Genomic DNA, 27,000 nt, shown 5'->3' with positions numbered 1-27,000 from the left:
GGTGTGATCGGGGGCATCGCCAGGCGGCACCTGTATCTAGTACTTGAGACCAATCGCAAGTAGTTGATATTGTGGCCGGGATGGGTGACAAGCACGTGACTGCGGACGTCGGTTCGGCGGCGGTGGCCGAGGCCGGATCGGGCGGTGTCGACGTCGCTGCCCTGCCGGATGGCTTTGTGTCACTGCGGATCAAGCGTGTGATAGCCGAGACCCGCGACGCCGTGTCGATCGTTCTCGATGTCCCGCCGGGCAGCGTGGAACAGTTCGGTTACCAAGCCGGACAGTTCCTGACGCTGCTGGTCAGCGTCGACGGCAGCGAGCACCGGCGGTGTTACTCGATGTCGTCCTCACCCGTTGTGGGCGAGGACCTGCGGATCACCGTCAAACGCGACCGCGACGGCCTGGTGTCGAATTGGCTCAACGACAGGGTCGCGCCCGGCGACCAGCTGCCCGCCCTGCCGCCGCAGGGCCGCTTCGTGCTGCACGACAGCGACCGGGAGCTGATCGCCTTCGCCGGCGGAAGCGGTATCACGCCGGTGTTTTCGCTGCTGCGCACCGCGCTGGCGTCCGGCAGGCGCACCGCGCGACTGTTCTACGCCAACCGAAGCCGTGACGCGGTGATTTTCGACGAGGCGTTGGCCTCGCTCAATGCGCGGCACTCCGATCGCTTCGTGCTGCACCACCATCTCGACGACAACAGCGGCTTCGTCACCCGGGCGGACGTCGAGGCGTTCGTCCGCGATGCCGGCGACGCCGACGTTTACCTCTGCGGGCCCAACGAATTCATGGACACCGTGCGAACCGCGCTGTCCGCGTTGGGCGTTCCGGCCGATCGCATACATGTGGAGCACTTCGACGTGAACGACGTCGCCGCGGCGGCGCCGCCGGACACCGACGTGGTGACCGACGAGGTCACCATCGTGCTGGACGGAGTCACGACCACGGCGCCCTACGATCCGGGCAACACGTTGTTGCAGACGGCACGGATGGCGGGCCTGCGGGCCCCGTCCTCGTGTGAGATCGGTTCGTGCGGAACGTGTATGGCACGCCTGACGCAGGGCAGTGCCCGGATGATCAACAACGACGCGCTCGAGCCGGATGAGGTGGAGGAGGGCTGGGTGTTGACGTGTCAGGCCCTGCCCACCAGTCCCACGGTGCGGGTGGTCTACGAGTGAGCGAACAGGCGGTCGATGGTGGAGCGGAGTCGATGACCAGGGTGGCGGTGGTGACCGGCGGTGCCTCGGGCATGGGCGAGGCGACCTGTCATGAACTGGGCCGGCGCGGACTCAAGGTCGCAGTCCTCGATGTCAACGAGCATGCCGCGCAACGTGTCACCGACGACCTGCGCGCCAACGGTGTGACCGCCCTCGGGGCGGGCGCCGACGTCACCGATCGGTCCGCCGTGGAGCAGGCGTTCGCGAAGGTGCGCAGCGAGCTGGGCCCGGTGACGGTCCTGGTGACCAGCGCGGGCATGTTCGACTTCTCGCCCTTCTTGGAGATCAGCGCCGAAACCTGGTCGCGGATCATCGACGTCAATCTCACCGGTACCTTTCACTGCTGCCAGGTCGCGCTGCCGGACATGGTGGAGGCGCATTGGGGCAGGATCGTGATGATCTCGTCGTCGAGTGCCCAGCGCGGCTCGCCATTCGCCGCCCACTACGCGGCGTCCAAAGGGGGGGTCATCACCTTGACCAAGTCGCTGGCCCGCGAATACGCGCCGCACGGGATCACGGTGAACAACATTCCGCCCTCGGGCATCGAGACCCCGATGCAGCACCAGGGCCAGGCCGCCGGGTACCTGCCGTCCAACGAGCAGATCGCCAGCAATATCCCGTTGGGCTACCTCGGCACCGGGGCCGACATCGCCGCGGCGGTGGGGTTTTTATGTTCGGAAGAAGCCAGGTACATCACCGGCCAGGTGTTGGGCGTCAACGGCGGAGCGGTGATGTGATTGTGAGGATTCGATGACCAGAGCAGGCAGGCCCCCGGAGGGCTCCTGGACCGAGCACTATCCCGAATTGGGCACCGGCCCGGTGTCTTTCAAGGACTCGACGTCGCGGGAGTTCTACGAACTCGAGCGCGAGGCGATCTTCAAGCGGGCGTGGCTGAACGTCGCACGCGTGGAGGAGTTGCCGCGCGTCGGCAGCTACCTGACCAAGGAGATCGAGGTCGTCGGCGTGTCGGTGATCCTGGTCAAGGGCAAGGACGAGCAGATCCGCGCGTTCTACAACGTGTGCCGTCACCGCGGAAACAAGCTGGTGTGGAACGACTTTCCCGGCAAAGAGACCCGCGGCACGTGCCGGCAGTTCACCTGCAAGTACCACGGCTGGCGCTACGACCTGCAGGGCGCGCTGAAATTCGTCCAGCAGGAGTCGGAGTTCTTCGACCTCGATCTTGCGCAGCACGGGTTGCGCCCCGTGCACTGCGACGTGTGGAACGGCTTCGTCTTCATCAACTTCGACGCCGACCCGCGCCAGGGCCTGCGTGAGTACCTCGGTCCGATGATCACCGGGCTCGACGACTATCCGTTCGGCAAGCTGACCGAACGCTACGAGTGGGTGGCTCACAACAACAGCAATTGGAAGATCTTCGCCGACGCCTTCCAGGAGTACTACCACGTGCCCTCGCTGCACTCACAGCAAGTGCCCTCCGAGGTGCGCGACCCCAACGCCGGATTCACTTGCGGGCATTTCCAACTCGACGGGCCGCACCGGTTGGTCTCCACGGCCGGCCGGCGCCGCTGGCTGCTGCCACCGGAATACATGTACCCGATCGAGCGGGCCACCCGCAGCGGGTTGGTGGGACCGTGGCGAACCCCGGACATCGGCGAACTGCCCGCCGGCCTCAATCCCGGAGGTATCGAGCCCTGGGGCATCAGCAACTTCCAGATCTTCCCCAACATCGAGATCCTGATCTATGGCGGCTGGTACCTGCTGTACCGGTACTGGCCCACCTCGCACAACACGCACCGGTTCGAGGCGTACACCTACTTCCATCCGGCGCGCACCGTGCGGGAGCGTATCGAGCACGAAGTCGCCTCGGTGGTGCTGAAAGAGTTTGCGCTGCAAGACGCCGGGATGCTCGGCGGGACGCAGGCGGCGCTGGAATACGGCATCGTCGATGAGTTCCCCCTCAACGACCAGGAGATCCTGGTGCGCCATCTGCACAAGGTCGCCGTGGACTGGGTCGAAGCCTATCGCCGCGAGCGGGATTCGGTGGGGGTGTGACGATGCCTCCCACGCTGCCCAGCGCCTTCGCCGAGTTGGAGGACTACGCCCAAACCTGGTGTCTGGCAACAGAAACCGAACGATGGAACGCCCGGGTGAACGCGTCGATGCCGGAGCTGCGCGACTTCTACGACGCCTTCTTTCCCCGCCTCGAAGAGGCGATCGACTACTGCGACAAGTTTCCCCTCGACAATGTGCCCGACGACGCATTGAACCTGCTGCACTTGATCTATTCGCTGATCATGGTCGCCATGGCGGTGGAGATCATGCACCAACCCGGCCCGGTCGACGCCGCCGACGCGGTCATGATCCGCACCGGCGGACCGGTGCCCTGACCATTACGCCCGCGAGGGCGCACCGCACACCCCTTTTATGAAAGGCGCGACCATGAGTCTGCTCACCATCACCAAACTCACCGACTCCGTCGGCGCCGAAGTCGCGGGTCTTCAGCCGGCCGCGCTGGCGACCGACGACTCGGTCGGTGAGGCGGTGTTGGATGCGTTGGAAGACAACGGAGTTCTGGTCTTTCGCGGTCTGCAGCTGGACCCGGCGGCCCAGGTCAGCTTCTGCCGTCGCCTCGGCGAGATCGACCACTCCTCCGACGGCCACCACCCGGTGGCCGGCATCTACCCGATCACGCTGGACAAGTCGAAGAATGCCTCGGCCGCCTACCTGAAGGCCACCTTCGACTGGCACATCGACGGCTGCACACCGCTGGGCGACGAATGCCCACAGAAGGCCACCGTGTTGTCGGCGGTGCAGGTCGCCGAATGGGGCGGCGAGACCGAATTCGCCAATTCGTACGCCGCCTACGACGCCCTGAGCGACGAGGAGAAGGAGCGGTTCGGCACCCTGCGCGTGGTGCACTCGCTGGAAGCCTCCCAGCGCCGTGTTTACCCCGACCCGCCGCCGGAACTGGTGCAGCGCTGGCGATCTCGCCGCACCCACGAGCATCCCCTGGTGTGGACACACCGCACCGGCCGCAAGTCGCTGGTGTTGGGCGCCTCAGCGGACTACGTCGTCGGCATGGATCTCGATGAGGGACGCGCCCTGCTGGACAGCCTTCTCGAGCGCGCCACGGTGGCCGAGAAGGTCTACAGCCACAGCTGGTCGATCGGCGACACCGTCATATGGGACAACCGCGGGGTGCTGCACCGCGCGGCCCCGTACGACCCGGATTCACAACGCGAAATGCTGCGCACCACCGTGCTCGGCGACGAACCGATCCAGTGATGACGCCGGCCGACCAGCATTCGCTGCGCCTGACACCGTTGCCCGCCGACGAATGGGACGACAGCGTCCGTGCGGCGCTGGCCTCGCTGATCCCGGCCGAGCGAGCGAATCCCGTTGGTGCGGGCAATGTTTTGTCGACCATGGTCCGCCACCCCGACCTGACCGCGGCCTACCTACCGTTCAACGCTTACCTGCTCACGCGATCGACCCTGTCGCCCCGGGTGCGCGAAATCGCGTTGCTGCGGGTGGTGCACCGCAGCAATTGCGGCTACCTGTGGTCACACCACATTCCGATCGCTCTGCGTGCCGGCCTGACCGAATCCGAGATCGATGGCATCCGCTGCGGCCGCTGCGCCGACCGGACCGATCATGCGGTTGTCCGAGCGGTCGACGATCTCACCCGTGACAGCACGATCAGCCAACCGACCTGGGATCTACTGGGCGAGATGTTCACCCAGCAGCAGTGCATGGATCTGACGTTCACCATCGGCGGCTACCTCTTGCTGGCGTTGGCCGTGAACACGTTCGGCGTCCAGGAAGAGCACGGGTAGGTCCGGCCTGCGCCGGTGCCGTGCGGCGGCGCGCGTCAGTCCTCGCGAGACAGGGCGGCGCGCGGACACTCGGCGATGGCCCGCTCGACCAGCGCCTCCTGCTCGACGGGGACTGGATCGGCGATGACCACCGCATAGTCGTCATCGTCGAGCTGAAAAACATCCGGCGCGATGTTCACGCAGTAGGCGTTGCCTTCACACCGATCAAGGTTCACTACCGGTCGCATGAAGATCCTCCTTAGGAGCCCTCTGTCCGACACTCGGAGTTTTTACAGTGCTACTTGTGTAAACGTTAGCCTAGCGCGGCCGGACGGGAAATGACGGGTGGCGACTTCTCAGTGACCTCTCAGTGGCGTGGTCTTACGCTGAGATACCGGGTCCGGGAGGTCGATGATGAAGATCGCATCCGTCATCGCGCGCCAACTGTTGGACTGTAAAGCCCGGCCCCTGCTCGAGGTCGAAATCACCACCGACAGTGGCGTTGTCGGCCGCGGCGCGTCGCCGACCGGCAGCTCGGTCGGTTCACATGAGGCGTTCGTGCTGCGGGACGGCGATCGAACCCACTACAACGGGCTGAGCGTGCACCACGCCATCGCCGCGGTGACCGACGAAATCGCCCCTGCCCTCATCGGTGCGGAGCTCGACGATCCGCGCTCACTGGACCGGGTCATGATCGATCTCGACGGCACGCCGGACAAGCGCCGGCTCGGCGGCAACGCGATCTACTCGACGTCGGTCGCGCTGCTGCGGGCAGCCGCCGCCGCGGCCGGCACACCCACGTACACCTATGTGGGCGCACTGCTCGGGCTCGAGCCACCGACCACCGTCCCGGTACCCAGTTTCAACATGATCAACGGGGGTCAGTACGGCGATGTCTGCCAGACGTTCAGTGAGTTCCTCGTCGTGCCCTATCGCGCGGACTCGATCGAATCCGCGGTCGAAAAGGGGGTGAGCCTGTTCGAGACGCTCGGCGAGGTACTGACCGAGCGGCTCGGCCGCGCACCGATGCTGGCGTCGTCGTATGGATACGTCGCGCCGTCCGGCGACCCGCACGTCGTCCTGGAGGTGCTGACCGAGGCCGTCGAGCGCGCCGGCTGCGCCGACATCATGGCGTTCGCCCTGGATTGCGCGTCCAGTGAGGTGTATGACAGCGACTCTGCGACATACGCATTCAACGGCGAACGGGCGACGGCGGAGGTATTGATCGACTATGCCCGGGGACTGTCGCAGGAGTTTCCGATGCTGTTCATCGAAGACCTGCTGGACGGCGATGACTGGCCCGGTTTCGCCAAAGCGGTGCAGGCGGTGCACCGTTCGATCATTCTCGGAGACGACCTGATCGTCACCAACAGAGCCCGCTTGCAACGGGCTGTCGAGACGTCCGCCGTGGACGGCTTCGTCCTGAAGCCCAACCAGGTCGGAACCATTGCCGAAGCCCTGGACTGCTTCGAATATGCCACGCGGAACGATGTTTTGGCGATCCCGTCGGGCCGCTCGGGCGGCGTCATCGACGACGTGGTGATGGATCTGGCGGTGGGCCTGGGGGCACCGTTTCAGAAGAACGGCGCACCGCGCTCGGGCGAGCGCATCGCGAAGCTCAACTTCCTGCTGCGCGCTGCCGAAGGCATCCCGGACTGCGCGCTGGCCGACGTCCCGGCACTGGCGCGGTTCTGAGCGCGTTTCGGGTCAGCGGGCGGCGTACAACGCGAGCTCGGCCGCCACGGCGGCCCCAGACACCGCCAGCACGATCGAAAGAGCCAGCCAGTCGGCCGGTTTCGGTCGTGACGGGGCCGCGGAGATCTGGCCGGTGCCGCCGCGGGCGGTGATGGCATCGCCCATCTCGTCGGCGCGGCGCAGTGTCACCGTGATGACCGCGACGACCACGTCGATCACGTCCGCCGCCGGCCGTCGCAGCCTGGCCCAGCGGGTTTGCCGCGGCCGCTTGGGCCGCAACCGGCGCGCGGCGAAGAGTACCCGGAATTCGTCGATGAGCATCGGGAAGGTGCGCAGCGCCAGCGCCAGTGCAACCGACCAGTCGTCGACGGGGATTCGCAGCGGTCGCAGGAAGCGGCCCAAAGTGGCGACCGCCGGGGCGATCTGGGCGACATTGGTCGTCCACGACACCAGAGCGCCCAGGGCGAGCAACACCACCGACAGCGCGGTAAGGCGCAGAAAGTCCAGCAGGCCGCCGAAGCCCAGCGACACCGTGCCCAGGTGGACCCTCGGGCTACCGCCGGCGAACGCCGCGTTGACGCCGACGATAAACAGCACGATCCACAGCCAGCGCGGCACCGACGGCAGCACGCCCCGGGGGATGCGCGCGAGCCGTATTCCCGTCACCGCCAGCGCGCCGGTAAGCCCGATCGCCACCCAGCCCGGGAAGAACGTCAACAGCAACGAAATGCCAAACACCACAAGCATTTTGGTGCCTGCCCACAGTTCGTGTATGGGCGAGCTGCCCGGCACCGGCCGCAGCAGCACGACGGGACGCCGGCGCCCGGACGCCCGCTTGGCCGGAGCGGCGGTAACCACCGTATTGTCCTGGGCCGCAGCCGGTGCCGGCTGTAGTAAACCGTCATGCAGGTGTAGGGTGCGCGGACACAGCTCCTGAAGCCCGGCGAAGTCATGCGAAATGACCACAACGGTCAGGCCGGTGTCGCGGCGGCGCTCCACGAGCAACTGGACGAGCCCGCGCTGACTGGCGGCATCCAGCCCCGCCAGCGGCTCGTCGAGGATCAACACCCGAGGCGATCGCGCCAGCAGCCCGGCCAGCACCACGCGACGCATCTGGCCACCGCTGAGCTGGTCGATGCGCCGCTTCGCCAGCCCGGCATCCAGGCCGACGGCGGCCAGGGCCGCGGTCACCCGGGCGTGATCGGCAGCTGAAAACCCGGCCGCCGAGGCCACTTCCAGATCGACCCGGCTGCGCATCAACTGCAGCCGCGCCGCCTGAAACTGCAGCGCGACCGCGCCCACCTGGTCGGCGGTCGGGCGTCCGTCGAGCAGGCAGGCACCGGTGGCCGGCGTGGTCAGTCCGGCCATGATCCACGCCAGTGTCGACTTGCCGGAACCGTTTCCGCCGTGGATCAGCAGCCCGTCACCCTGGTGCACCGCGAAGCTGACGTCGCGCAGCGCGGTCTGAGCCCACGGCGTGCCGCCGGCGTATTCGTGTCCGACGCGGACGAGTTCGAGCACCGGCGCGCCGGAGGCGAGATCGGTCGTCACCGTCGGCGCCGGGGCGGTGGCGCTGAGCACCAGATCGGTGCCGACCGACGGGTCGCCGAGTTTGATTGCGCGGTCGGCGTATTCCGCCTCGTCGTTGTAATGGGTGATGTGCACCAGTGCGGTTTGGTGGCGTTCGGTCAGGCCGGACAGCACGGCGAGCAGTTTCTCCCGGCCCTGCCGATCGACCATGCTGGTGACCTCGTCGGCGATCAGCAACGCCGGCTCGCGCGCCAGCGCCGCGGCCACGGCCAGGCGCTGCAGCTCTCCGCCGGACAGGCTGCCGGTGTCGCGGTCGGCCAGGTCGGCCAAACCGACTTCGCCGAGTAGCCGTGGGATGTCCGTGGTCTTGGCGGGCGGCAGTCCCCAGACCACGTCGTCGGCAACCCGCGTGCCCAGCACCTGGCTCTCCGGGTGCTGCATGATGACCGCGGTGCCGCCGAGTTCGCCGAGCCCGACCGCCCCGGGACGGTCGACGGTGCCCGACGTCGGTTCGCGGCCGGCCAGGATCAACATCAGCGTCGTCTTCCCGGAGCCGTTGGCGCCGGTGACCGCGATGTGCTCACCCGTGCGCACGTCCAGGTTGACCGCACGCAGCGCGTCGTGATCGGCGTGCGGGTAGCGCAGGCGCACCTGGTCCAGCCGTACCGGGACGGGCCGGACCGGTCCGTCGCCGGCGGGCGTGTCCAGCTTGTGCACGTCGGGAATCCCGCGCAGTCGTTCCAGCACCCGGGACAACGCCCACCAGCCGACCAGCGAGGCGCCCACGATGGCGAAGACGGCGTACCCGAGGATCAGCCACTGCCAGTAGTGCAGCGCCTCGGCGAAGAACGCCTTGAACTGTTGCGCGGCCGGACGCAGCTGCGGCACCCGCGACACGACCGTCGAGGCGCCGTCCACCGCGGCGCTGGCGGCGTGGAAGGCGAGTTCCCGGAACCGGGTCAGGACGGTCAGCGCGACGACCATACCGGCGCCGACGACGACGCCCGCGCCGCAGGACACCACGATGACGGTGGCCGTGCCGCGGCGGTGCCGCTTGACGGTTCCGGCCAGGCCCCCGACATAGGCACAGAGCCCGATCGCCCCCACACCGCTCAGGCCGACGACCAGGAAGCCGATCACGCCGGCGGCGACCGTCGCGGTGATCAGAACGCGGATCCGGTAGCGATAGGCCAGCAGCCCGGTCGGCACGCTGCCGAGCAGGCCGAGCCCCCCGCCGTGCGGAAGGATGACCGCGATGATGGCGATCGCCGCGCACAGGGCGCCCATCACCGATGCTTGCGCCAGTTCGCCGGGTCGTAGCGATCCGGCGCGCGCTTTCGGCGTCGCAGCGCCGGGTGCCTTCACGACACGATTATGCCGTCGTCGGCGGTGCGCCCGGCGGCTCTCTCATCAGATCTTCAGGTAGCCCTTGTCGGCGGGAATTTGCGCGGCCGTCACCAGTGAGGACGCGTCGCTGGCAAGCCACAGGACGATGTCGGAGACCAAGTTCGGGTCGGCGAGCGAGTCGGTGGGCAATGCGCCGGGGGAGAAGCTGTGAATGTAGGTCTGGTTCTCGGCGAACAGCTGCCACATCGAGGGGTCGTTGCCCATCGGGGTGTCGGTGCCGTATGGGTGTATCGAGTTCACCCTGATGCCGTATCCGCCGAGTTCGACCGCCAGCGAGTTCGTCAGCCCGACCACACCGAACTTGCTGGCGCAGTAGTGGCCGCAACCCGGTACGGCCTTCACGCCCGCGGCCGAGCTGATGGTGATGATCGAGCCACCGTTACCCGCCCGAATCATCGCGGGCACAGTGGCTTTGATGGTATTCCAGACGCCGGTCAGGTTGGTGTCGAGGACGTCCTGCCATTGCTGAGCCGAAATCTCCCACAGCCGGCCCCAATTCAGCACGCCGGCGTTGGCGACGACGATGTCGAGGCGGCCGAACTGGGTGATCGCCTCGTCGACGATCCGCTGCTGCCCGGCGGCGTCGCGGACGTCGACCTGGCCGGCCAGCATCTTGCGGCCTTCGCTTTCCACCAGGCGCGTCGTTTCCGCCAGGTCCTCCGGCGTCGAGGCCGGGTAGCCGTTGTCAGCCGCCACCGGGCCGCAGGCGTCGATGGCGACGACGTCGGCTCCGGCCCGGGCCAACCGCACGCAATGTGAACGGCCCTGCCCGCGTGCGGCGCCGGTGACGAAGGCGACCCGGCCGGCCAGCGGTGTGTCGTTGTCGCTCATGCGATCTGGGCCTTCCGTGTCGCGGGTAGCGGGCGGGTACGCACCAGTGTGGGCCACCAGAACCAGGGTCCCATGATCCGCAGGATGCACGGCACGACGAACGAACGCACGATCAGCGTGTCGAGCAGCAGGCCGATACACACGGTCGAACCCACCTGACCGACGGTTCTGAGCTGGCTGCTCAGCATCGCGAGCATGGTGAACGCGAACACCAGACCCGCCGATGTCACCACTCCACCCGTACTTCCGAGCGCGCGGATGAGGCCGGTGTGAATTCCGGCGTGCAGTTCCTCTTTGACACGCAGGATCAACAGCAAGTTGTAGTCGGAACCCACCGCCACCAGGATGATGAACGTCAACGGCAGGATCAGCCAGTACAACGGCAGGCCGATGAGGTGCTGCCAGACGAGTATCGAGAGCCCGAACGCACCGGCGTAGGAGAAAGCCACCGTGGCGGGGATGACGATGGCGGCCATCAGACTTCGCGTCAGGAACAACATGATCAAGAAGATCAGCACGAAGGCGGCGATCGCCACGATGAGCAGATCGGAGGCGGCGTATTCCTGGATGTCCTTATTAGTTGATCCCGAACCGCCGATATAAACTTTCGCGCCGGCCAACGACGTCTCTTTGAGCGCCGCGGTTATCGCGTTGGGGAACTGTTCGACGTGCTGCACGCCTTCCGGGCCATTGGCGTCCCCCGTGTGGGTGACGATGAAACGAGCAGCCTTGCCGTCCGGCGACATCAGGAGCTTCATGCCGGTCTTGACGTCTTCGTTGTCGAAGCCCTCGTGCGGGATGTAGAAGAAGTCGTCGCTGCGGGACTGGTCGAAGTCGAGCCCCACATTGACCTGGTCGAAGTATGTCTGGTCGGTCTGGGTGGTCTGCAGAGACGAGGAACCGTAGGTGTTGACCAACAGAGCCGCCAAAGACTCCGAGTCGTCGGCCGTGAGTTTCAGTTGCGCGATGATCTGCGGGAACGCCTTATCCACCTCCACGAGAGAGACTCTCGCGAACTTGATGTCTTCGGCCAGGTGGTCGATGTGGTCGATCGTGTCCCACAACGATCTGAATGCCCAGCAGATGGGGATGTCGAAACAGTGCTTCTCCCAATAGAAGTAGCTCTTGACCGGGCGGAAGAAGTCGTCAAGGTTGGAGACTTCCTCGTTCATCTCGTTGCTGACCCGTTCCAGGTCCTCAACGGTGAGCACCGTCTGATGCAGTTCGTCGGACACCCTCTGAAAGAAGCCGATTTCCTTGCGCAAGACCGCGACGGTGTGCGTCGTGATCTGTGCCTGCTGGCTGGTATTGGCGTTTTGCTGCTGGTTGAACGGAAGCTGCTGACCGTTCCCGCTGCCTTGTGTGGTGAACAGGTAGGGGATCGTGGCATGTTCCAAAGCCCGGCCCATGGGCCTGGTGATGCTTTGCACCATCGCGACGCCGGGAAGGCGTTCGAGCGCCTTGGCCGCTCGGTCCAGTGAGATGAAGTCAGCCGAGTTTCGCAGGTCGTGATCGGACTCGATCATCAGCATCTCGGAGAACAGCTTGCTCTTCGGGAAGTGCCGATCCGCCGCCGCGAAACCCTGATTGGCGAGACCCTTGATCGGCTGGTATTGCCGGTCGTCATAGTTCTGCCGGTACGTAGGCACGAAGATCGCGCCGAGTAACACCGCAGCGGAGCTGGCGAACAGGATCGGCACCGGCCACCGGACCACACTCGTCCCGATGCGCCGATACAGATGCGCCTTGGCCTTGCTTTTCGGGTCGAAGAGTCCGAACAGGCTGCCCACGGTCAGGAAAGCCGGGCCGAGCGTCAGCGCTGCCGAGATGGTGAACAGCATGGAGATAGCGACGGCCGGGCCCATGGTGTGGAAGTAATTGAGTCGCGCGAACGTCAAGCAGTAACACGCCCCCGCGATCGTCAGCCCGGAGCCAAGGATGACCGGCACGACGCTCTTGTATGCGGTGTAAAACGCCTCCTCCCTGCTTTCGCCGTCGTGCCGCGCCTCGTGATAGCGGCCGATCAAGAAGATGCCGTAATCGGTCCCCGCTCCCAGGGTCAGCGCGACGACGATGTTCACCGCGAATGACGAGAGCTCGATGTACCCGAGATGCCCGAGGGTTGCGGTAACCCCCTTCGCGACCAGCAGCTCGAATAGAACCCCGGCCAAGGGCACAAACAGGGTGACGATGGAGCGATACACCAGCAGCAACATCCCGAGAATGAGGAAGATCGTCACGATCGTGATGTTGTTCAAGCTGTTATTCGCAATAGCCACCGTGTCTTTGGCGAGCGGGGCCGCGCCGCTGACGTAGACCTTGAGCCCAGACGGCGGCGTGTCCTTGGCGACGATATCCCGTACGGCGGCAACGGATTCGTTCGCTTGCATTTGGCCGATATCGCCCGCGAGGCGCAACAGCACGTACGTGCATTTGCCGTCGAGACTCTGCGCGCCTGCCGCGGTGATCGGCTTCCCCCACAGATCAATGGCGGACTGCACATGCTTGGTGTCCCGCAACAGCCGGCGCATCAACTCGTCGTAGTACTGATGGTCTCCGTCGCCCAGTCGCCGGTTGGCTTCCAGCACGACCATGGCCAAGCTGGTCGAATTGGACTCCTGGAATTTCGCACCGATGGCCAGCAACGACCGCTGCGACGGCGCATAGTGCGGGACCACCGGCCCCGCGAGTTCTTCTGCGACCCGCTCTACCTGCGGCATGAAGGTGTTCGTCGAAATTGCGAGAAGGGCCCAGAAGGCAATGATCGGTATCGCGAAGATGCGGACCATTCTGGGGACGAAAGGTCGTTTCACGCGGTGCTCGGCTAGATGCTCGCTCATGCGGACTTCACCAGACAAAAGACGTGTGCATCCTGGTGGGTATCGGACTGTTCAGCGCGGACAACGCCATTCACCCGCAGCCGGCAGCCTACTGAACCACCGTGAACCTGCGCCGAGATGCTGCCGGACACCACGGTGAGCGTGGTCGACTCGGTGTGCGACCACGGCAAGGTCGTGAGATCGACCGTGTGCGGATGCCCGTCGTAGTCCACCCAGACGAGCGTCCCTCCTTGCCCGACGGAGCCGAAAACCTCGTAGTCGATTCGTTTGATACTGAACTCCGGCGGCGCTGCCGGTTCATTGACGGTGACGACCGGCGGGGGTTCGGAGAACTGGTGCACCTTCAACATGGCGACCGCCCCCACGCCGACCGCAACGACCGCAACCAGAGGCATCCAGGCCCGGGCCAGGACGGTCCTGCCGACTGAACGGGGGCTCACGCCATCACCCTTCGGAATCCGGTCCGCACATCGTGTTCTCGCCCCCGCTCCCGCGCTCGTGCACATGCGGATAGTAGACGGTCATGTATCCAATTGACGTATGATCCTGCAAAGACTAGCGACAACGCAACCGCAACGCGACCCCAAGCTGCCGGCGGCGTACCGATCTGCCCGTGACCGCATCAGACGCCCGGTCCGGTGTGTCATCAGGACAATTTCCGCAGCCGCCTTCTCAAACGTCTGCTGCGCAGAATCTGAGTCGTGAAGTTCGTGGCGGCCAACATCGGGAACACCCCGAGAAATGTCCGTTCGGAGGGCGTCGCTCCGTGCAAGTGGTAAAGGCTGCCGAACACATAAAAGCATCCCGCACTGAATAGAGCAGCGGGGATGGAGAACGTCATCAAGGAGCTGCGACGGCCAACGATCTCCCGCGCATAATCCAACTCTTCCTGCGACATTGGTTCGCCTTTGCGCACTTTACGCGTGACGGTTTTGGCACTGCCGATTTCATCGCTTATTGGGAGAGGTGTTCGGTCTCCCAGCCGTTTCACGTATACGGCGGCGAGAGTAACGAACATCAACGCCAGCGCAAGGCTTACTACCGTGAGAAAACCGAATAGACCCGACTCCAGCATTTCGGTCATCTGCTCTCCTGCCGAACCATCGACGACTCCTCAGAACGCTACCTCAGTAGCCGTCGCGGCGGGGTTCAGCGCTTCCCGGAGTCCTGGCCCTTGATCACATCCCGAACGATCAACACGACGAGGACGATCAGCGCGAGTGGCACCAGCAGTTTGAAGACGATCGACGCGTGGCTGTACAGCAGGCCGTAAGCGACCGCTCCGATCACCACCATAACGAGCAGGATGGCGCGATTGATCTTGTCCGTACTCATTGAAGGAACCTAACTTCTCGTCCTGCTCGCGTTATGTCAAAACCCGAAGTCGCCACCACCGCCGGAATCGGACCCGCCGCCGAAATCGGAGCCGCCGGAATCCCAGCCGCCACCGGAGTCCCATCCGCCGCCGAAGCCCACGTCACCGCCGCCGGAGTATGCGGCATCGCCGCCCGCGAATCCGATGCCGGCGCCGCCCGAATCTTGATAGCCGCCGGTGAATCCCACATCGGCCGGCGGGCTGTCGTAGCCAACGCCCTGTCCGCCGTCATAGCTGTAGCTGTTGGCCTCGGCGAAGGCGGAGTCGCGGCCGGCCTCGAAGCCGTGCTCGTAGCTGCCGCCCCAGTGGTCGTCGAGCAGCGCATCCATCAGCAGCACGTCGCCCAGCGCCCATGTCCAGCCCGGACCCCAGAACGCGTACGGGTAATAGCCGGGGTAGAAGAACATCCCGTTGTGGTAGCCACCGCCGTAGTAGTACGGGTAGCCGGGCTGCGCCGTGGTGCTGTAGTTGTTGTTGTTGATCGTCACCGATTCGCCGGTGTCGGGGTTGTTGGTACGCACGGTGGCCTGCTTGCGATCGTCGGCCGGCACCGAGGTCACGGCGCCAACATCGGGCCTGGGTTGCCGGGGGTCGAGCTTGCGGTTGGCCTTGGCAACCGTGGACTCCACCACCCGAAGATGAGCCCGCGCGGCGCCGTAATCGCCCTTGTCATAAGCATTTCGGGCGTCGTACAGGCTGGCGTTGGCTTTCAACGACTCGGCGCTGACATCGGCGGCGCTCTCGGTCAGCACCGCGTTGTCGAGGTCGCTGACGCTCGACGTGGCCGCGATCAACTCCTGCTTGATCTCCTCGCGCGCCTCGGAGTTTTTGCGGTGCTTGCGATTTCGGCCCGCGGCGAACCAGAGCAGGCCGGCCATGGCCAGCCCGATGCCGATGATGACCAGCGTCACCTTCAGCCAGGCCCAGTCGTCGTGCTTTTCGTGCGCGACGTGCGAGGTGGTCACCGGACCGCGGGAGGCCGCGTTGACGCTCGCCAGCTTGCCGACGAAGGCGCTCGTCGCGCCGTACGGGTCGTTGCGATGATCCTTCGCCGACTGATTCATCAATTGGTCGACGTTGTCCGCGACGGCCTTGGGCACGTTGTAGGCGCGCACGTGGTAACCGCGAGAGTCGATCACCAGAATCACTCCGCTGAACTGTGCGTCGCGGGCCAGCATGGCGTCATGGACCGCGTCGGCCGTGGTCACGCCGCTCTGTGCGGGCGGCACCGCAGCGACCCAGATCGGGGGTCCCGAACTCCACGTCCACGAGCTGGTGAGGATCTGCTGATTCAGCTTGTCGGGGTTCTGCAGCGGCGGCCTGGCGCCCGGGTCGACCACCACGTGCGTCTGGGCGTCGAACCTGTTCACCAGCTGGTCTGTGTAGGTGTCGGCCGAGGCGGACGGAGCGAGCAGCAGTGCCAGCACCATGGTCAACGCAGCCAGCGCAAGGCTGCGGAAGCGTGAAGTCACATCTCTCCTGCCGTCTCAGCGTGAGCGCCCACCCTAGCCCGTTTCGGACGGCTCTGCCGCCGGGGCGGCCGGTTAACCGCGAGCGCAGCGCCGGATCTGCCCGGTCGCCGTTAGATCTTGACCGTCAGCGGCCAGACGTTCCAGATCTCGTCGCAATACTCCGCGATGGCGCGATCCGACGAGAACTTGCCGCTGCGTGCGGTGTTGAGGATCGACATCTTGGTCCACGATTCCCGGTCCTGCCAGGCCGCGCTGACCCGCTGCTGGCAGTCCATGTAGGACGCGTAGTCGGCGCACACCAGGAAGGGGTCGTCGTAGCGCAGGTTGTCCACCAGGGGCCGGAACACTTCGGTGTCGCCGCGCGAGAACGTCCCGCCGGCAATGAGATCCAGCACCGCGCGCAGCTCGTCGTCGCCGTCGATGTAGTCCGCCGGACGATACCCGTCGGCCTTGACCGCCGCGACCTGCTCCTCCGTCAGGCCGAACAGGAAGAAATTCTCCGGCCCGACCTCGTCGCGCATCTCGACGTTGGCCCCGTCCAAGGTGCCGACGGTCAGCGCGCCGTTGATCATGAACTTCATGTTCCCGGTGCCGGAGGCTTCCTTGCCGGCGGTGGAGATCTGCTCGGACAGATCGGCGGCGGGGTAGATCATATGGGCGTTCTGCACGTTGAAGTTCGGCACGAATGCCACCTTCAGGAATCGGTTCACGTCCGGATCCGCGTTCACCGTTTCCCCGACCGCGTTGATCAGCTTGATGATTCGCTTGGCCAGGAAATAACCGGGGGCGGCCTTGCCGCCGAAGATGAAGGCGCGCTGCGGGATCGACAGGCCGGGATTCTGCTTGAGCCGGTGGTAGAGCGCGACGACGTGCAGGACGTTGAGGTGCTGGCGCTTGTATTCGTGGATGCGCTTGACCTGGATGTCGAACATCCAGTCCGGGTTCAGTTCGACGCCGGTGACCGAGTGGATGTATTTGGCCAGGCGTGACTTGTTGTTGCGCTTGATGTCGCGCCACTCGCGCCGGAAGGCGGCGTCGTCGACGAACGGCTCGAGCCCGCGCAGCCGGCCCAGGTCGGTCAACCAGCCGTCACCGACGGTGCGGTCCAGCAGTTCGCGCAGCCCGGGGTTGGCCAGCGCGAGGAAGCGGCGTGGCGTCACACCGTTGGTCTTGTTGCTGAACCGCTCCGGCCACATCTCGTAAAAATCTTTGAGCACACTGCTTTTCAGCAGCTCCGAGTGGAGTGCGGCGACACCGTTGATGGCGTGGCTGCCGACGGTGGCCAGGTGCGCCATCCGGACGAACTTGGCACCGTTCTCACCGATCAACGACATCCGGGCAATCCGGTCCTCGTCACCGGGGAAGCGGCTGCGCACCTCGTCGAGGAACCGGCGGTTGATCTCATAGATGATCTCGAGGTGGCGGGGCAGCGACTCGGCGAACATCTCCAGTGGCCAGGTCTCGAGCGCCTCGGGCAGCAGGGTGTGGTTGGTGTAGCCGAATGTCGCAAGGGTGATGTCCCACGCCTCGTCCCAGTCGAGTTCGCGCTCGTCGACCAGCAGCCGCATCAGCTCGGCTACCCCGATCGAGGGATGGGTGTCGTTGAGCTGCAAGGCAAACCGCTGCGGTAGTTCTTTGACGGACACGTCGGCGAGGTCATCCATGATGTGCAGCACGTGCTGCAGCGAGCAGGAGACGAAGAAGTACTGCTGCAGCAGGCGCAGGCGCTTGCCGGCCTCGGGCTCGTCATTCGGATATAGCACCTTGGTGACGGTCTCGGACGTGACCTCGTCCTCGACCGCCTTGTAGTAGTCACCGGTGTTGAAGGCCTCCAACGCGAATGACTTGACGGCGCGCGCGCTCCACAACGTCAGCACGTTGCAGGTGTTGACGCCGTAGCCCTGGATGGGTGTGTCGTAGGCGGTGCCTTTCAGCAGCCGTCCGGGCACCCAGCGGACGCGGTCGTGGCCGGCCTCATCGGTGTAGTGCTCGGCGTAGCCGCCCCACTTGACCACGAAGCTGACGTCGGGTTTGGCTATCTCCCAAGGGTTTCCGTTGTCCAGCCAGTTATCGGTCTGTTCGACCTGCCAGCCGTCGTGGATTTCCTGGTCAAAGATGCCGAATTCGTAGCGGATGCCATAGCCGATCGCCGGGCGCTCCAGGGTGGCCAGCGAGTCCAGGTAGCATGCGGCGAGCCTGCCCAGGCCGCCGTTGCCAAGGCCGGGCTCCTCCTCACAGGCCAGCACCGTGTCGAGATTCTGGCCCATCGCCGCCAGCGCCTCGCGGGCGGCCCGTTCCATCTGGAGGTTCAGCAGATTGTTGCCCAGTTGCGGGCCCATCAGGAATTCGGCCGACAGGTAGCAGGTCACCTTGCGCCCGAGGTCGAGTGAGGTCTGCGTCGAGACCACCCGGCGGTCCTGCATGCGGTCCCGCACCGCGAGAGCGAGCGCGCGGTAGTAGTGCTCCGGGCGCCGAGCCGCCGCCGGGCGCCCGATCGAGTAGCGCAGGTGGTCGTTGATCGCCCGCTGCAGCGCCGCCGCACCCATCCCGGTGCGAGAATGCTCGACCAAGTCGGCCCGGGTGGGGTTGCCGGGGGAGAGTCCGTCGGAGGGCGTCTGATCGACATCGGTCATGGTGGGTCCTACTCGCTAGGGGGTGGCGGGCAGCACCGCCGCGGCGTCGCCCGGTTGCGACAGACCGACAGTCTTGCAGCGATATTTGCACATCAGACGCGCAATAGAGGTCGGAAACATGAACGCGAGTCCACGGGCCGACGACGAAACGGCGGCGATGGTGACGGTCAGTGCGCGCCGGTCAGATTCAGCGTCACCACGCCGGCGATGATCAGCCCGACGCCGAGAACCTTCGTCACGGATATCGACGAGCCCAGAAACAGCACGGCGATCAGCACGATCAGGGCGGTACCGATCGCGGACCACAACGCGTAGGCGACGTCGGTCTGCATACCGCGCGAAATCGACACCGCCAGCAGCGCGAAGGAGACGGCATAACCGATCAGGCACACCACGGTCGGCCACAGTCGGCTGAAGCCCTCGGTGCTCTTGAGCAGGCTGGTGGCTATCACCTCCGCGAATATGGCGCCGAGAAGAAAGAGATAGGTCAAAACGCCTCCTTGCATGCCCAGGTACACGTACGTATTTACATGACAGGGCGGCAATGGACGTCGTCTCCCGCTCGCCGATGAAGGGTGCGCCGTATGACGCTTGCCGGGCATCCGCTAAAGCTCGATGTCAGCGAGGTGATCGGGGAACGCGCGTCACTGGCCGCGACGTACTATCCCGCCCGCGGCGGCGAGCGGGCCCCCGCGGTGCTGGTTTGCCTGCCGGGCGGTACCTACAGCCGCGAATACTGGGACCTCGACATCGCCGGCCACCACGGGTACAGCTTCGCCGGCTTCGCCACCGAGAACGGCTACGCCGTCGTGACGATCGATCCCTTGGGCACCGGCGAAAGCTCGCAGCCCACAAGCGATTTCGACTTCGGCGACATCGCCGCGACGCTGGCGTGCGCCGTTTCCGCGCTGCCGGACACGATCGGCTTCCACGCGCCGCCTGTCGCTGTGGCGCATTCGCTGGGCGGGTATCTGGCCATCACCCAGCAAGCGTTGTTTTCCAGTTATGCCGGGCTGGCGGTACTGGGTTGCACCAATCAACACGTCGCGCCACTGAACCTGGATGCCGCGATCATCGCGCGCTGCGCCACCCCGCAAGGCCGCAGCGAGCTGGCCGCCGAAATCCTGTCCGCCCTTCCGCAGCCGTATTTCGAAGGGCCACGCGAGCACCTGCAGAGCTGGTTCCACCTCGCCGACGTGCCCGCCGACGTCGTCGCGGCCGACTCCGTCACCGCCAAGTCGGTCGTTCCCCGGGTGTTCGGCACGGCGATGATCCCCGGCGTCGTCGCCGAGCACGCGGCGCGGATCGACGTTCCGGTGCTGGTCGGTTACGGCGTGGTCGACGTCTCGCCGGATCCGCGCGCCGAGGCCGGTCTGTACCGGAGCAGCCCCGACATCACCACGATCGTGCTGGCCGACAGCGCCCACTGCCACAACATGGCGTCGAGCCGGCATCGGCTGTGGCGTCGCCTGCTCGCCTGGGCCGCCACCGTAACCTTGCCAGCGTGATGAATGAGCTCGACCAGAAACTGGCCCGCTACGCCCCTGCCGTGCTCAGCCTGTTTCGCTGCGTCTACGGCTTGCTTTTCGCCGCATACGGGTCGAGGAGCGTCTTTGACTGGCCAGTCCGCTCGCCCGTTCATATCGGGTTCGGCGTCTGGCCGGAGTGGTACGCCGGGGTGATCGAAATCGTCGCGGGTCTGCTCATCGCAAGCGGGTTGTTCACCCGCGCCGTCGCATTCGTCGCGTCGGGGGAGATGGCGGTCGCCTACTTCGCGATTCATCAACCCAGGGCGCTTTGGCCCGTCGCCGATCCTCCCGCCGGCAACGGTGGGGCCCTGGCGATCCTGTTCTGCTTCGCCTTCTTCCTGCTGGTCTTCTGCGGCGGCGGCGACTACTCGCTCGATGCGCTACGCCGAAGGGCGTAGAGCTGAGGCTTCCCCTCGACCGGCGATAATGGCATTCTCTGATACGGAGAAGCTGTTTCCAGCAACGGACGGGTTCGGAGAGGTTGACGATGAGCGCACAACGCTGCGACGGGATGGTGGCTCTCGTCACCGGAAGCAGCCGGGGGCTGGGCAGGGCGATCGCCGTCCGGCTGGCTTCGGAAGGCGCGACGGTGGCGTTGACCGCCCGCACGATGGACCCCGATCCGAAGTACCAGGGGTCGCTGAGTCAGACGCGCGACGAGATCGTCGCCGCGGGCGGGAAAGCCATTGCGGTCCAAGCGGATCTGTCGCAATCCGAAGACCGGGAGCGGCTTTTCGCCGAAGTGACCGGCGCCGTCGGCGCGCCCGACATCCTGGTCAACAATGCCGCGGTGACGTTCCTGCGGCCCCTCGACGGGTTTCCCGAGCGACGCGCCCGGCTGATGATGGAGATGCATGTGCTGGGGCCCCTGCATCTGTGTCAGCTGGCGATCCCCGCGATGCGTGAGCGTGGTCGCGGCTGGATCTTGAACCTGACCTCGGTGGGCGGCGACCTGCCGCCCGGGCCGCCGTTCTCGGAGTTCGACCGGACCGCCGGCTTCGGCATCTACGGCACGGTCAAGGCCGCGCTCAATCGGTTGACGAAAAGCCTTGCGGCCGAACTCTATGACGACGGCATCGCGGTGAACGCCGCCGCCCCGTCCAACCCGGTGGCCACGCCCGGCGCCGGCACCCTGGATCTGGCCAAGACCGACACCGAGGACATCGCGCTGATCACCGAGACGGCGTTCCGGTTGTGCACGGGTGATCCGAAGACGCTGACCGGGCGCGTCGCACACACCCAGCCTTTCCTCGCCGAGGTCGGCTGGACCGCGCCGGCGGGCTGAATGGCCGAGCTCGACCCCACCGAGCTGCGCCGGCGACTCGACCGCGCCGGTGTCACCGATGTTCGCCCGCTGGCCGGGGGAGCGTCCAGTCTGACCTTCGCGGGCGCCACGGACGGTCGACGCGTGGTGATCAAGGTCGCCCCGCCAGGCGTCGAACCGGTCGCACATCGCGACGTGCTGCGTCAGGCGCGCATCATCAAAGCGCTTGCCGCGACCGGTGTTCCGGTGCCGGAGGTGCTGTGGGAGGATGCGGGGGATCCGCCCGGCACACCACCGCTGTATGTGATGTCGCATATCGAAGGCGATTGTGTGGAGCCGTTATTCGACGATTGCCCACCCGTGCCTCAGCTAAGCGATCGGTACCGAAATGCGTGCCGCACCATGGCCGCGCTGCACAGCCTCGCGCCGGCGGACCTCGGGCTGGGCAAAGAGCCGGTGGTCGATCCGGCCGCCGAAGTCCACCGATGGTCCGACACGCTGGGAACCGTCGACCCGGCGCTGGTGCCCGACTGGCCGACGGTGCGCGACGCGCTGCTGGATTGCGCGCCGAGCGCGATGGCGCCGCGCGTGGTGCACGGTGACTTCCGGCTGGGCAACCTCTTGGTGGCCGGACCACGCGTCAACGCCGTCATCGACTGGGAGATCTGGTCGATAGGCGACCCGCGCATCGATGCGGGCTGGTTTTTGATCAACTGCGACCCGGACACGTACCGGCGTGTTGCCGCGCCCGACGGCATGGTGCCACCCATCGCCGAGCTCACCGAGCTGTACCGGTCTGAGTTGGGTTGCGACGTCGACGATTTGGGGTGGTTCACCGCGCTGGCGTGCTTCAAGTCCGCGGCCACCTGGTCGCTGATCGTCAAACACAACCGCCGGCGCGCCGCGCCGCGAGCCGAATTGGAAGCCATGGCAACGGTTTTGCCGAGACTGCTCGACCGCGCGAGATCGACGCTGGCTTAGCGGCGGGGATACGCCTTACTGGCAGCGGACCAAGAGATTTTCGCAGATCATCCCGACGTCACCCGTGTCGTTCACGGGCTGGCCCTCATTGGACGGATTGGTCCAGGTGGTCGGGAACGGACTCCACACGTCGTCGTTGAGCCCTGGCGGCTGGGGGCGCGGATCGATGTTCGGGTCCGCGTGCGCGACGCCGGCGCCGCTCGCCAGGGCGATGGCCGTCGTCGCGCAGACGAGCAGTCCGCGAGCGCGCGTGCGAAGCGTCATCGCCGCCTCCTCGGTTTGTGCCGGGGCTGTTGGCTTTTCAAACGGCAATTCTACCCGTGTTCCCATATCGCTCTACCCGCATCCCCATATCGCGTAACAGTTACAAACACACAACAACTTCGAACGGCCACGCAGCAAATTTCGCTACTCGAATTGCCGGGTGCGTACGGTGACGCCCGTGAGGCCCATAGCCGCGGTCGTTCGTCGCGCCCTGGTGGCCGCCGTGTGCCTGGCTGTTTCTTTGCCCACGGCGCCGACAACGGGCGCGGATCCCGATGCCGCCCCGCCCCCTCCGGAAGCGGCGCCGGTGGCCGACGGAGCGGTGCCGTCGAATCCTCCGGTAATCCTCAACACCCCGGACGGCTGGACCCTGGGCCTGGGCGCCAGAGACGAGGCGCAGGTTCCGGTGGCGCCGCTGACCACCGCGGTGTCCTCCCGCGAATACCTCGCCAGCGGCATTTTCGTCGGCTCGCTGGCGGGTCCGGGACGGCCCCAGGGTGTGCTCGAGGTGGGTTACGAGATCGGTTGTGGAATCGACATGAGCACGTCCGACGGCGTCACGATCGGCGGCAGCGCGGGCATCACCCCGGGTGTGACGGGACCGGTGACCGGCGTGCCCGGAGACGTGCTGCCGTTGGTCGTTGCTCCGATCGCTGGCGTGCTCAACGTGGGGCTCAAGCCCGGCCTCGTGGTCGTGGTGCCGGTGGTCAAGAAACAGTTCCGCGGCCCGAATCCCTGGGTCATGGTCAGCAACTTCCACGTCAAGATCGACGGCTGCGTGGGCCAGTCGTTCATCCGCTCCTATGCGGTGCTCAATCGGGTGACCGACGATTCCGACGTTGTGCTGTCCTACGTCGGCGTCACCAAGGCGGTCTGACCGGGTCCGCGCTCAACCGCGCGGGATGCCCGCCAGCTTGTCGGCGAACTTGGCCTCGGCGGCCGCGCGCAACCGCAGCAGATGCTCGGACGGAAACAGATCGGGCGCGGGTGCCCGGTCTTTCAGCAGCAGCCGGGCCAGCGTGACCTTGTGTACCTCGGTCGGACCGTCGGCCAGCCCGAGCACGAACGACTCGACCAGGTACTGCACGAACGGCATCTCGTGGGTGGTGCCCAACGACCCGTGCACCTGAAGTGCCCGCGAGGACAGGTCGTGCAGGACCTTCTGCATCATCGCCTTCACCGCGGAGATGTCGGCCCGGACGGCCTTGTAATCGTTGAATTGGTCGATCTTCCAAGCCGTTTGAAGGGTCAGCAGCCGGAACGCCTCGATCTCCATCCACGAGTCGGCGACCATCTCCTGCACGAGCTGCTTGTTGGCCAGTGCCTCGCCCTGGGTGTAGCGCGACACCGCGCGCTCGCAGATCATGTCGTAGATCCGGCGGACCAGGCCCACGGTGCGCATCGCGTGGTGAATTCGCCCGCCGCCCAGGCGAGTCTGGGCAACGACGAACGCCCCGCCGCGCGGGCCCAACATGTTATCGGCTGGCACGCGGACGTTTTCGTAGCGGACATAACCCTCACGGCCACCGCCCGTCGGCTGGTAACCCAGCCCGACGTCGCGCAGCACGTTGATACCGGGAGTGTCGCCGGGAACGACGAACATCGAGTAACGCTCATAAGGCGGCGCCTCCGGGTCGGTCATCGCCATCACGATGATGAACGACGCCATCGAGGCGAACGACGAAAACCACTTCTCTCCGTTGATGACCCAGTGATCGCCGTCCTGCACCGCGGTGGTGCGAAACACCTTCGGGTCGGCCCCGCCCTGCGGCTCGGTCATTGAGAAACACGAGATGATGCGGTTGTCCAGCAGCGGCTCCAGGTATCGCTCCTTGAGCTCGGGTGTGCCGTAGTGCGCCAGGATCTCGCTGTTGCCCGAATCGGGCGCCTGCGAGCCGAAGACGATCGGCGCGCATTCCGAGCGGCCCAGGATCTCGTTGAGCAGCGCCAGCTTCACCTGCCCGTAGCCCGGGCCGCCCAGGTGCGGGCCCAGGTGCGTCGCCCACAGCCCGCGCTTTTTCACCACCTCCTGCAGCGGCGGGATCAGCGCCTGCCGCACCGGGTCGTTGAGGTCGTGAGATTCCTTGACAATCAAATCGATCGGCTCGCACTCCTCGCGCACGAAGCCTTCGACCCATTGCAGTTGTTCTGCCCACTGCGGGTCGGTGGAGAAATCCCACGACATCGGTTACCCCTTCTCGCTCTGCGCCACCACGCCTGCATCTTCCAGCTCGGTGATGGCCTGTGTGTCCAATCCCAGTTCGCCCAGCAGCGCGCGGGTGTGATCGCCCGGCAACGACGGAGATGCCGGCCTAGCCGGACGGGTCCGGGAAAAGCGCGGCGTCGGTGCGGGTTGCGTGATGCCATCGAGCTCGATGAACGTCTGTCGCGCGACGTTGTGCGGATGCTGCGGCGCCTCGGCCAACGAAAGCACCGGTGTCGCACAGCATCCCGGGGTATCGAGGAGACGCCCCCACTCGTCGCGGGTCTTCTCGGCGAAGCGCGCGGCCAGCGCGGCCCGGTGGGCGGCCCACGCCGTCGGATCGCCATCGTCGTGGGGCACGTCCACGTCGAGCCGGTCGCACAGTTCGGCGTAGAACTTCGGCTCCATGGCGCCGACGGCGATGTGGCCCCCGTCGGCCGTGGCGTAGGCCCCGTAGAAGTGGGCGGCGCCGTCGAGCAGATTGTCCTGACGCCGGTCACGCCACGTACCGGCGGGAAGCATGCCGAAATACGGTGCCAGCAGGGCGGCGACGCCGTCGACCATCGCCACGTCGAGGACCTGACCCGCACCCGACTCGCGGGCCTCGAGGATCGCGCTGAGCAGCCCGACCGCCAACAGCATTCCGCCGCCGCCATAGTCGCCGACGAGATTCAATGGCGGGACCGGTGATTCGGCGGTGCCGATGGCGTGCAGGGCGCCCGTCAGGGCAAGGTAATTGATGTCGTGACCCGCGTGACCGGCCAGCGGCCCGTCCTGTCCGTAGCCGGTCATGCGGGCATAGACCAGGCGGGGATTGCGTTCCCGCAGCGCATCCGGACCGATGCCGAGGCGTTCGGCCACCCCGGGCCGGTACACGTCGACGAAGGCGTCGGCGCCGGCGGCCAGCCGATGGACGAGGTCCCGGCCGCGCGGATCCTTGACGTCGGCGGCCAGTGACCGCTGGCTGCGGCGGACGGTGTGGTCGACGGGCAGCGGGCCGTCAACGCCGGCCAGGGCGTCGATGCGGATGACGTCGGCGCCCAAGTCTCCCAATAGCATTCCGCAAAACGGTGCGGGCCCCAATCCGCCCATCATGACGATGCGCACGCCGCGTAGCGGACCGGTCATGAAGACCACTTCTTGCGGCGATCGGCCGCCTCGTCGGTCGCGTGCGAAATCACCTGATTGCGGTTCTCCAGTTCCATGGCCGCCGCCAGGCTGGTGGCGTCGGTGTTGACCTGAAGGGCGCGCTTGGTCAGTTGGGCTCCGAGCGGGGCATGGCTCGCGATCAGCGACGCCAACTCCACCGCGCGGTCGGCCAGTCGGTCCGCGTCGACGACCTCACTGACCAGACCCCGTCGGTCGGCCTCGGTGGCCGACACGGTGCGCCCGGTGAGCATCCAGTCGGCGGCCACGCTGGTGCCGACGATGCGCGGCAGGTGGTAGCTCATGCCCATCTCGGCGCCCGAGAGCCCGAGCAGGATGGCGGCGTTGCCGAAAGATGCTGCAGCCGAGCAGATTCGGATATCAGCGGCCAGGCACAGCGCCAGTCCCGCGCCCACGCAGGGACCGTTGACCGCGGCGATGACGGGCTGCGGCAACGCGTGCACTGCTTCGGCGAGGGCGGCCATCCGCTCCTGAAAACGCATCCGGTCCAGCGCGGGGGCGCTCGCGTCCAGCATGGAGGGGCCGAAGTCGCGCATGTCGATACCCGCGCAGAACCCGCGTCCGGCGCCGGTCAGCACGACGGCGCGCACCGAGCGGTCAACGGTCAGATCGCCCAAGGCCCGCCGCAATTCGGTTTGCATCGCCTCGTCGATGGCGTTGAGCCGCCGCGGGCGATTGAGCCGCAGAATGACGACCTCGTTGCCAAGCCGCTCGAGCTCGACGGTATCCGGCATGGTCACACCCGCTCGATGATCGTCGCCGTGCCCATCCCGCCGCCGGTGCACATGGTCACCAGTCCCGTTGTCAGATCCCGACGTT

At 66.1% G+C, this 27,000-nt stretch carries 26 protein-coding genes; 12 read left to right on the top strand and 14 right to left on the bottom strand.

Annotation, left to right across the window (positions count from 1 at the left end; translation table 11 throughout):
* The first annotated feature begins 80 nt into the window (after positions 1-80).
* The 6 genes from A5708_RS22030 to A5708_RS22005 are packed head-to-tail and all read left to right on the top strand — an operon-like array spanning position 81 to position 5,011.
* Positions 81-1,175, top strand: a complete 1,095-nt coding sequence (locus A5708_RS22030) for a ferredoxin--NADP reductase (protein ID WP_065030655.1) — start codon at positions 81-83, stop codon at positions 1,173-1,175.
* A 32-nt stretch (positions 1,176-1,207) separates the two neighbouring features.
* Positions 1,208-1,951, top strand: coding sequence for an SDR family NAD(P)-dependent oxidoreductase (locus A5708_RS22025; protein WP_065030654.1), 744 nt, complete (start codon positions 1,208-1,210; stop codon positions 1,949-1,951).
* Positions 1,952-1,964: 13 nt separating this feature from the next.
* The gene (locus tag A5708_RS22020) at positions 1,965-3,227 is read left to right on the top strand and encodes an aromatic ring-hydroxylating oxygenase subunit alpha (RefSeq protein WP_065030653.1); all 1,263 of its coding nucleotides are present in this window, start codon (positions 1,965-1,967) and stop codon (positions 3,225-3,227) included.
* Complete coding sequence (locus tag A5708_RS22015) at positions 3,224-3,562, top strand: hypothetical protein (protein WP_065030652.1); 339 nt, start codon at positions 3,224-3,226, stop codon at positions 3,560-3,562. The genes A5708_RS22020 and A5708_RS22015 overlap by 4 nt, the downstream gene beginning before the upstream one ends.
* Positions 3,563-3,614: 52 nt before the next feature.
* A complete protein-coding gene (locus A5708_RS22010; RefSeq protein WP_065030677.1) occupies positions 3,615-4,460 on the top strand; it encodes a TauD/TfdA dioxygenase family protein in 846 nt (281 codons plus the stop codon).
* The gene (locus A5708_RS22005; RefSeq protein WP_065030651.1) at positions 4,460-5,011 is read left to right on the top strand and encodes a carboxymuconolactone decarboxylase family protein; all 552 of its coding nucleotides are present in this window, start codon (positions 4,460-4,462) and stop codon (positions 5,009-5,011) included. Before A5708_RS22010 ends, A5708_RS22005 begins: the two co-directional genes overlap by 1 nt.
* A 35-nt stretch (positions 5,012-5,046) precedes the next feature.
* Here the strand turns inward: A5708_RS22005 and A5708_RS22000 are convergent, their stop codons facing one another.
* Positions 5,047-5,238 (bottom strand): ferredoxin, encoded by a 192-nt coding sequence (locus A5708_RS22000; protein ID WP_065030650.1) that lies wholly within the window; start codon positions 5,236-5,238, stop codon positions 5,047-5,049.
* Between the two features lie 163 nt (positions 5,239-5,401).
* Here A5708_RS22000 and eno point away from each other — a divergent pair, with 163 nt between their 5' ends.
* On the top strand, positions 5,402-6,685 hold the full coding sequence (eno, locus tag A5708_RS21995) for a phosphopyruvate hydratase (protein ID WP_065030649.1): 1,284 nt from the start codon (positions 5,402-5,404) through the stop codon (positions 6,683-6,685).
* Between the two features lie 12 nt (positions 6,686-6,697).
* Here eno and A5708_RS27900 read toward each other — a convergent pair whose 3' ends face one another.
* The 9 genes from A5708_RS27900 to A5708_RS21950 all read right to left on the bottom strand — a co-directional run bounded on the left by A5708_RS27900 (position 6,698) and on the right by A5708_RS21950 (position 19,264).
* Complete coding sequence (locus A5708_RS27900) at positions 6,698-9,580, bottom strand: ATP-binding cassette domain-containing protein (protein ID WP_065030648.1); 2,883 nt, start codon at positions 9,578-9,580, stop codon at positions 6,698-6,700.
* Positions 9,581-9,625: 45 nt separating this feature from the next.
* A complete protein-coding gene (locus A5708_RS21985) occupies positions 9,626-10,453 on the bottom strand; it encodes a mycofactocin-coupled SDR family oxidoreductase (protein ID WP_065030647.1) in 828 nt (275 codons plus the stop codon).
* Positions 10,450-13,293 carry an RND family transporter gene (locus A5708_RS21980; protein WP_065030646.1) on the bottom strand — a complete coding sequence of 948 codons (2,844 nt, stop codon included), beginning with the start codon at positions 13,291-13,293 and terminating at the stop codon, positions 10,450-10,452. The genes A5708_RS21985 and A5708_RS21980 overlap by 4 nt, the downstream gene beginning before the upstream one ends.
* Positions 13,290-13,688, bottom strand: a complete 399-nt coding sequence (locus A5708_RS21975) for an MmpS family transport accessory protein (RefSeq protein WP_065030645.1) — start codon at positions 13,686-13,688, stop codon at positions 13,290-13,292. The genes A5708_RS21980 and A5708_RS21975 overlap by 4 nt, the downstream gene beginning before the upstream one ends.
* Positions 13,689-13,939: 251 nt before the next feature.
* Positions 13,940-14,368, bottom strand: coding sequence for a hypothetical protein (locus A5708_RS21970; protein WP_065030676.1), 429 nt, complete (start codon positions 14,366-14,368; stop codon positions 13,940-13,942).
* A 74-nt stretch (positions 14,369-14,442) separates the two neighbouring features.
* Positions 14,443-14,628, bottom strand: a complete 186-nt coding sequence (locus tag A5708_RS21965; protein WP_065030644.1) for a hypothetical protein — start codon at positions 14,626-14,628, stop codon at positions 14,443-14,445.
* A gap of 36 nt (positions 14,629-14,664) precedes the next feature.
* The gene (locus A5708_RS21960; RefSeq protein ID WP_065030643.1) at positions 14,665-16,140 is read right to left on the bottom strand and encodes a hypothetical protein; all 1,476 of its coding nucleotides are present in this window, start codon (positions 16,138-16,140) and stop codon (positions 14,665-14,667) included.
* A gap of 110 nt (positions 16,141-16,250) precedes the next feature.
* Positions 16,251-18,686, bottom strand: coding sequence for a glycogen/starch/alpha-glucan phosphorylase (locus tag A5708_RS21955; RefSeq protein WP_065030675.1), 2,436 nt, complete (start codon positions 18,684-18,686; stop codon positions 16,251-16,253).
* 254 nt (positions 18,687-18,940) lie between these two features.
* Positions 18,941-19,264 (bottom strand): DMT family transporter, encoded by a 324-nt coding sequence (locus A5708_RS21950; RefSeq protein ID WP_081293048.1) that lies wholly within the window; start codon positions 19,262-19,264, stop codon positions 18,941-18,943.
* Between the two features lie 93 nt (positions 19,265-19,357).
* Between A5708_RS21950 and A5708_RS21945 the strand changes: the two genes are divergently transcribed.
* The 4 genes from A5708_RS21945 (at position 19,358) to A5708_RS21930 (ending at position 22,547) form a co-directional block, all read left to right on the top strand.
* On the top strand, positions 19,358-20,281 hold the full coding sequence (locus A5708_RS21945) for an alpha/beta hydrolase (RefSeq protein ID WP_065030642.1): 924 nt from the start codon (positions 19,358-19,360) through the stop codon (positions 20,279-20,281).
* Entirely contained in the window at positions 20,278-20,700 is a 423-nt protein-coding gene (locus tag A5708_RS21940; RefSeq protein WP_155766129.1) for a DoxX family protein, read from the top strand. Before A5708_RS21945 ends, A5708_RS21940 begins: the two co-directional genes overlap by 4 nt.
* An 89-nt stretch (positions 20,701-20,789) precedes the next feature.
* Complete coding sequence (locus A5708_RS21935) at positions 20,790-21,587, top strand: SDR family NAD(P)-dependent oxidoreductase (RefSeq protein ID WP_065030641.1); 798 nt, start codon at positions 20,790-20,792, stop codon at positions 21,585-21,587.
* Positions 21,588-22,547 (top strand): phosphotransferase family protein, encoded by a 960-nt coding sequence (locus tag A5708_RS21930; protein WP_065030640.1) that lies wholly within the window; start codon positions 21,588-21,590, stop codon positions 22,545-22,547.
* Positions 22,548-22,562: 15 nt separating this feature from the next.
* Here A5708_RS21930 and A5708_RS21925 read toward each other — a convergent pair whose 3' ends face one another.
* Positions 22,563-22,811 carry a hypothetical protein gene (locus tag A5708_RS21925; RefSeq protein ID WP_065030639.1) on the bottom strand — a complete coding sequence of 83 codons (249 nt, stop codon included), beginning with the start codon at positions 22,809-22,811 and terminating at the stop codon, positions 22,563-22,565.
* A 178-nt stretch (positions 22,812-22,989) separates the two neighbouring features.
* Here A5708_RS21925 and A5708_RS21920 point away from each other — a divergent pair, with 178 nt between their 5' ends.
* Positions 22,990-23,688 carry an MspA family porin gene (locus A5708_RS21920; RefSeq protein WP_419538348.1) on the top strand — a complete coding sequence of 233 codons (699 nt, stop codon included), beginning with the start codon at positions 22,990-22,992 and terminating at the stop codon, positions 23,686-23,688.
* Between the two features lie 12 nt (positions 23,689-23,700).
* Here A5708_RS21920 and A5708_RS21915 read toward each other — a convergent pair whose 3' ends face one another.
* Genes A5708_RS21915 through A5708_RS21905 form a run of 3 tightly spaced genes read right to left on the bottom strand, consistent with a single transcriptional unit; the run spans position 23,701 to position 26,915 of the window.
* Positions 23,701-24,996 (bottom strand): acyl-CoA dehydrogenase family protein, encoded by a 1,296-nt coding sequence (locus A5708_RS21915; protein ID WP_065030637.1) that lies wholly within the window; start codon positions 24,994-24,996, stop codon positions 23,701-23,703.
* Positions 24,997-24,999: 3 nt separating this feature from the next.
* Positions 25,000-26,142 carry a CaiB/BaiF CoA transferase family protein gene (locus A5708_RS21910; RefSeq protein WP_065030636.1) on the bottom strand — a complete coding sequence of 381 codons (1,143 nt, stop codon included), beginning with the start codon at positions 26,140-26,142 and terminating at the stop codon, positions 25,000-25,002.
* Positions 26,139-26,915 (bottom strand): enoyl-CoA hydratase/isomerase family protein, encoded by a 777-nt coding sequence (locus A5708_RS21905; RefSeq protein WP_065030635.1) that lies wholly within the window; start codon positions 26,913-26,915, stop codon positions 26,139-26,141. Before A5708_RS21905 ends, A5708_RS21910 begins: the two co-directional genes overlap by 4 nt.
* Between the last annotated feature and the right edge of the window lie 85 nt (positions 26,916-27,000).

The organism is Mycobacterium colombiense (genome assembly GCF_001672755.1).
Taxonomy (GTDB): domain Bacteria; phylum Actinomycetota; class Actinomycetes; order Mycobacteriales; family Mycobacteriaceae; genus Mycobacterium; species Mycobacterium colombiense_C.
The sequence above is the reverse complement of the archived record's forward strand: the minus strand, read 5'-3'. Positions and strand labels throughout refer to the sequence as shown.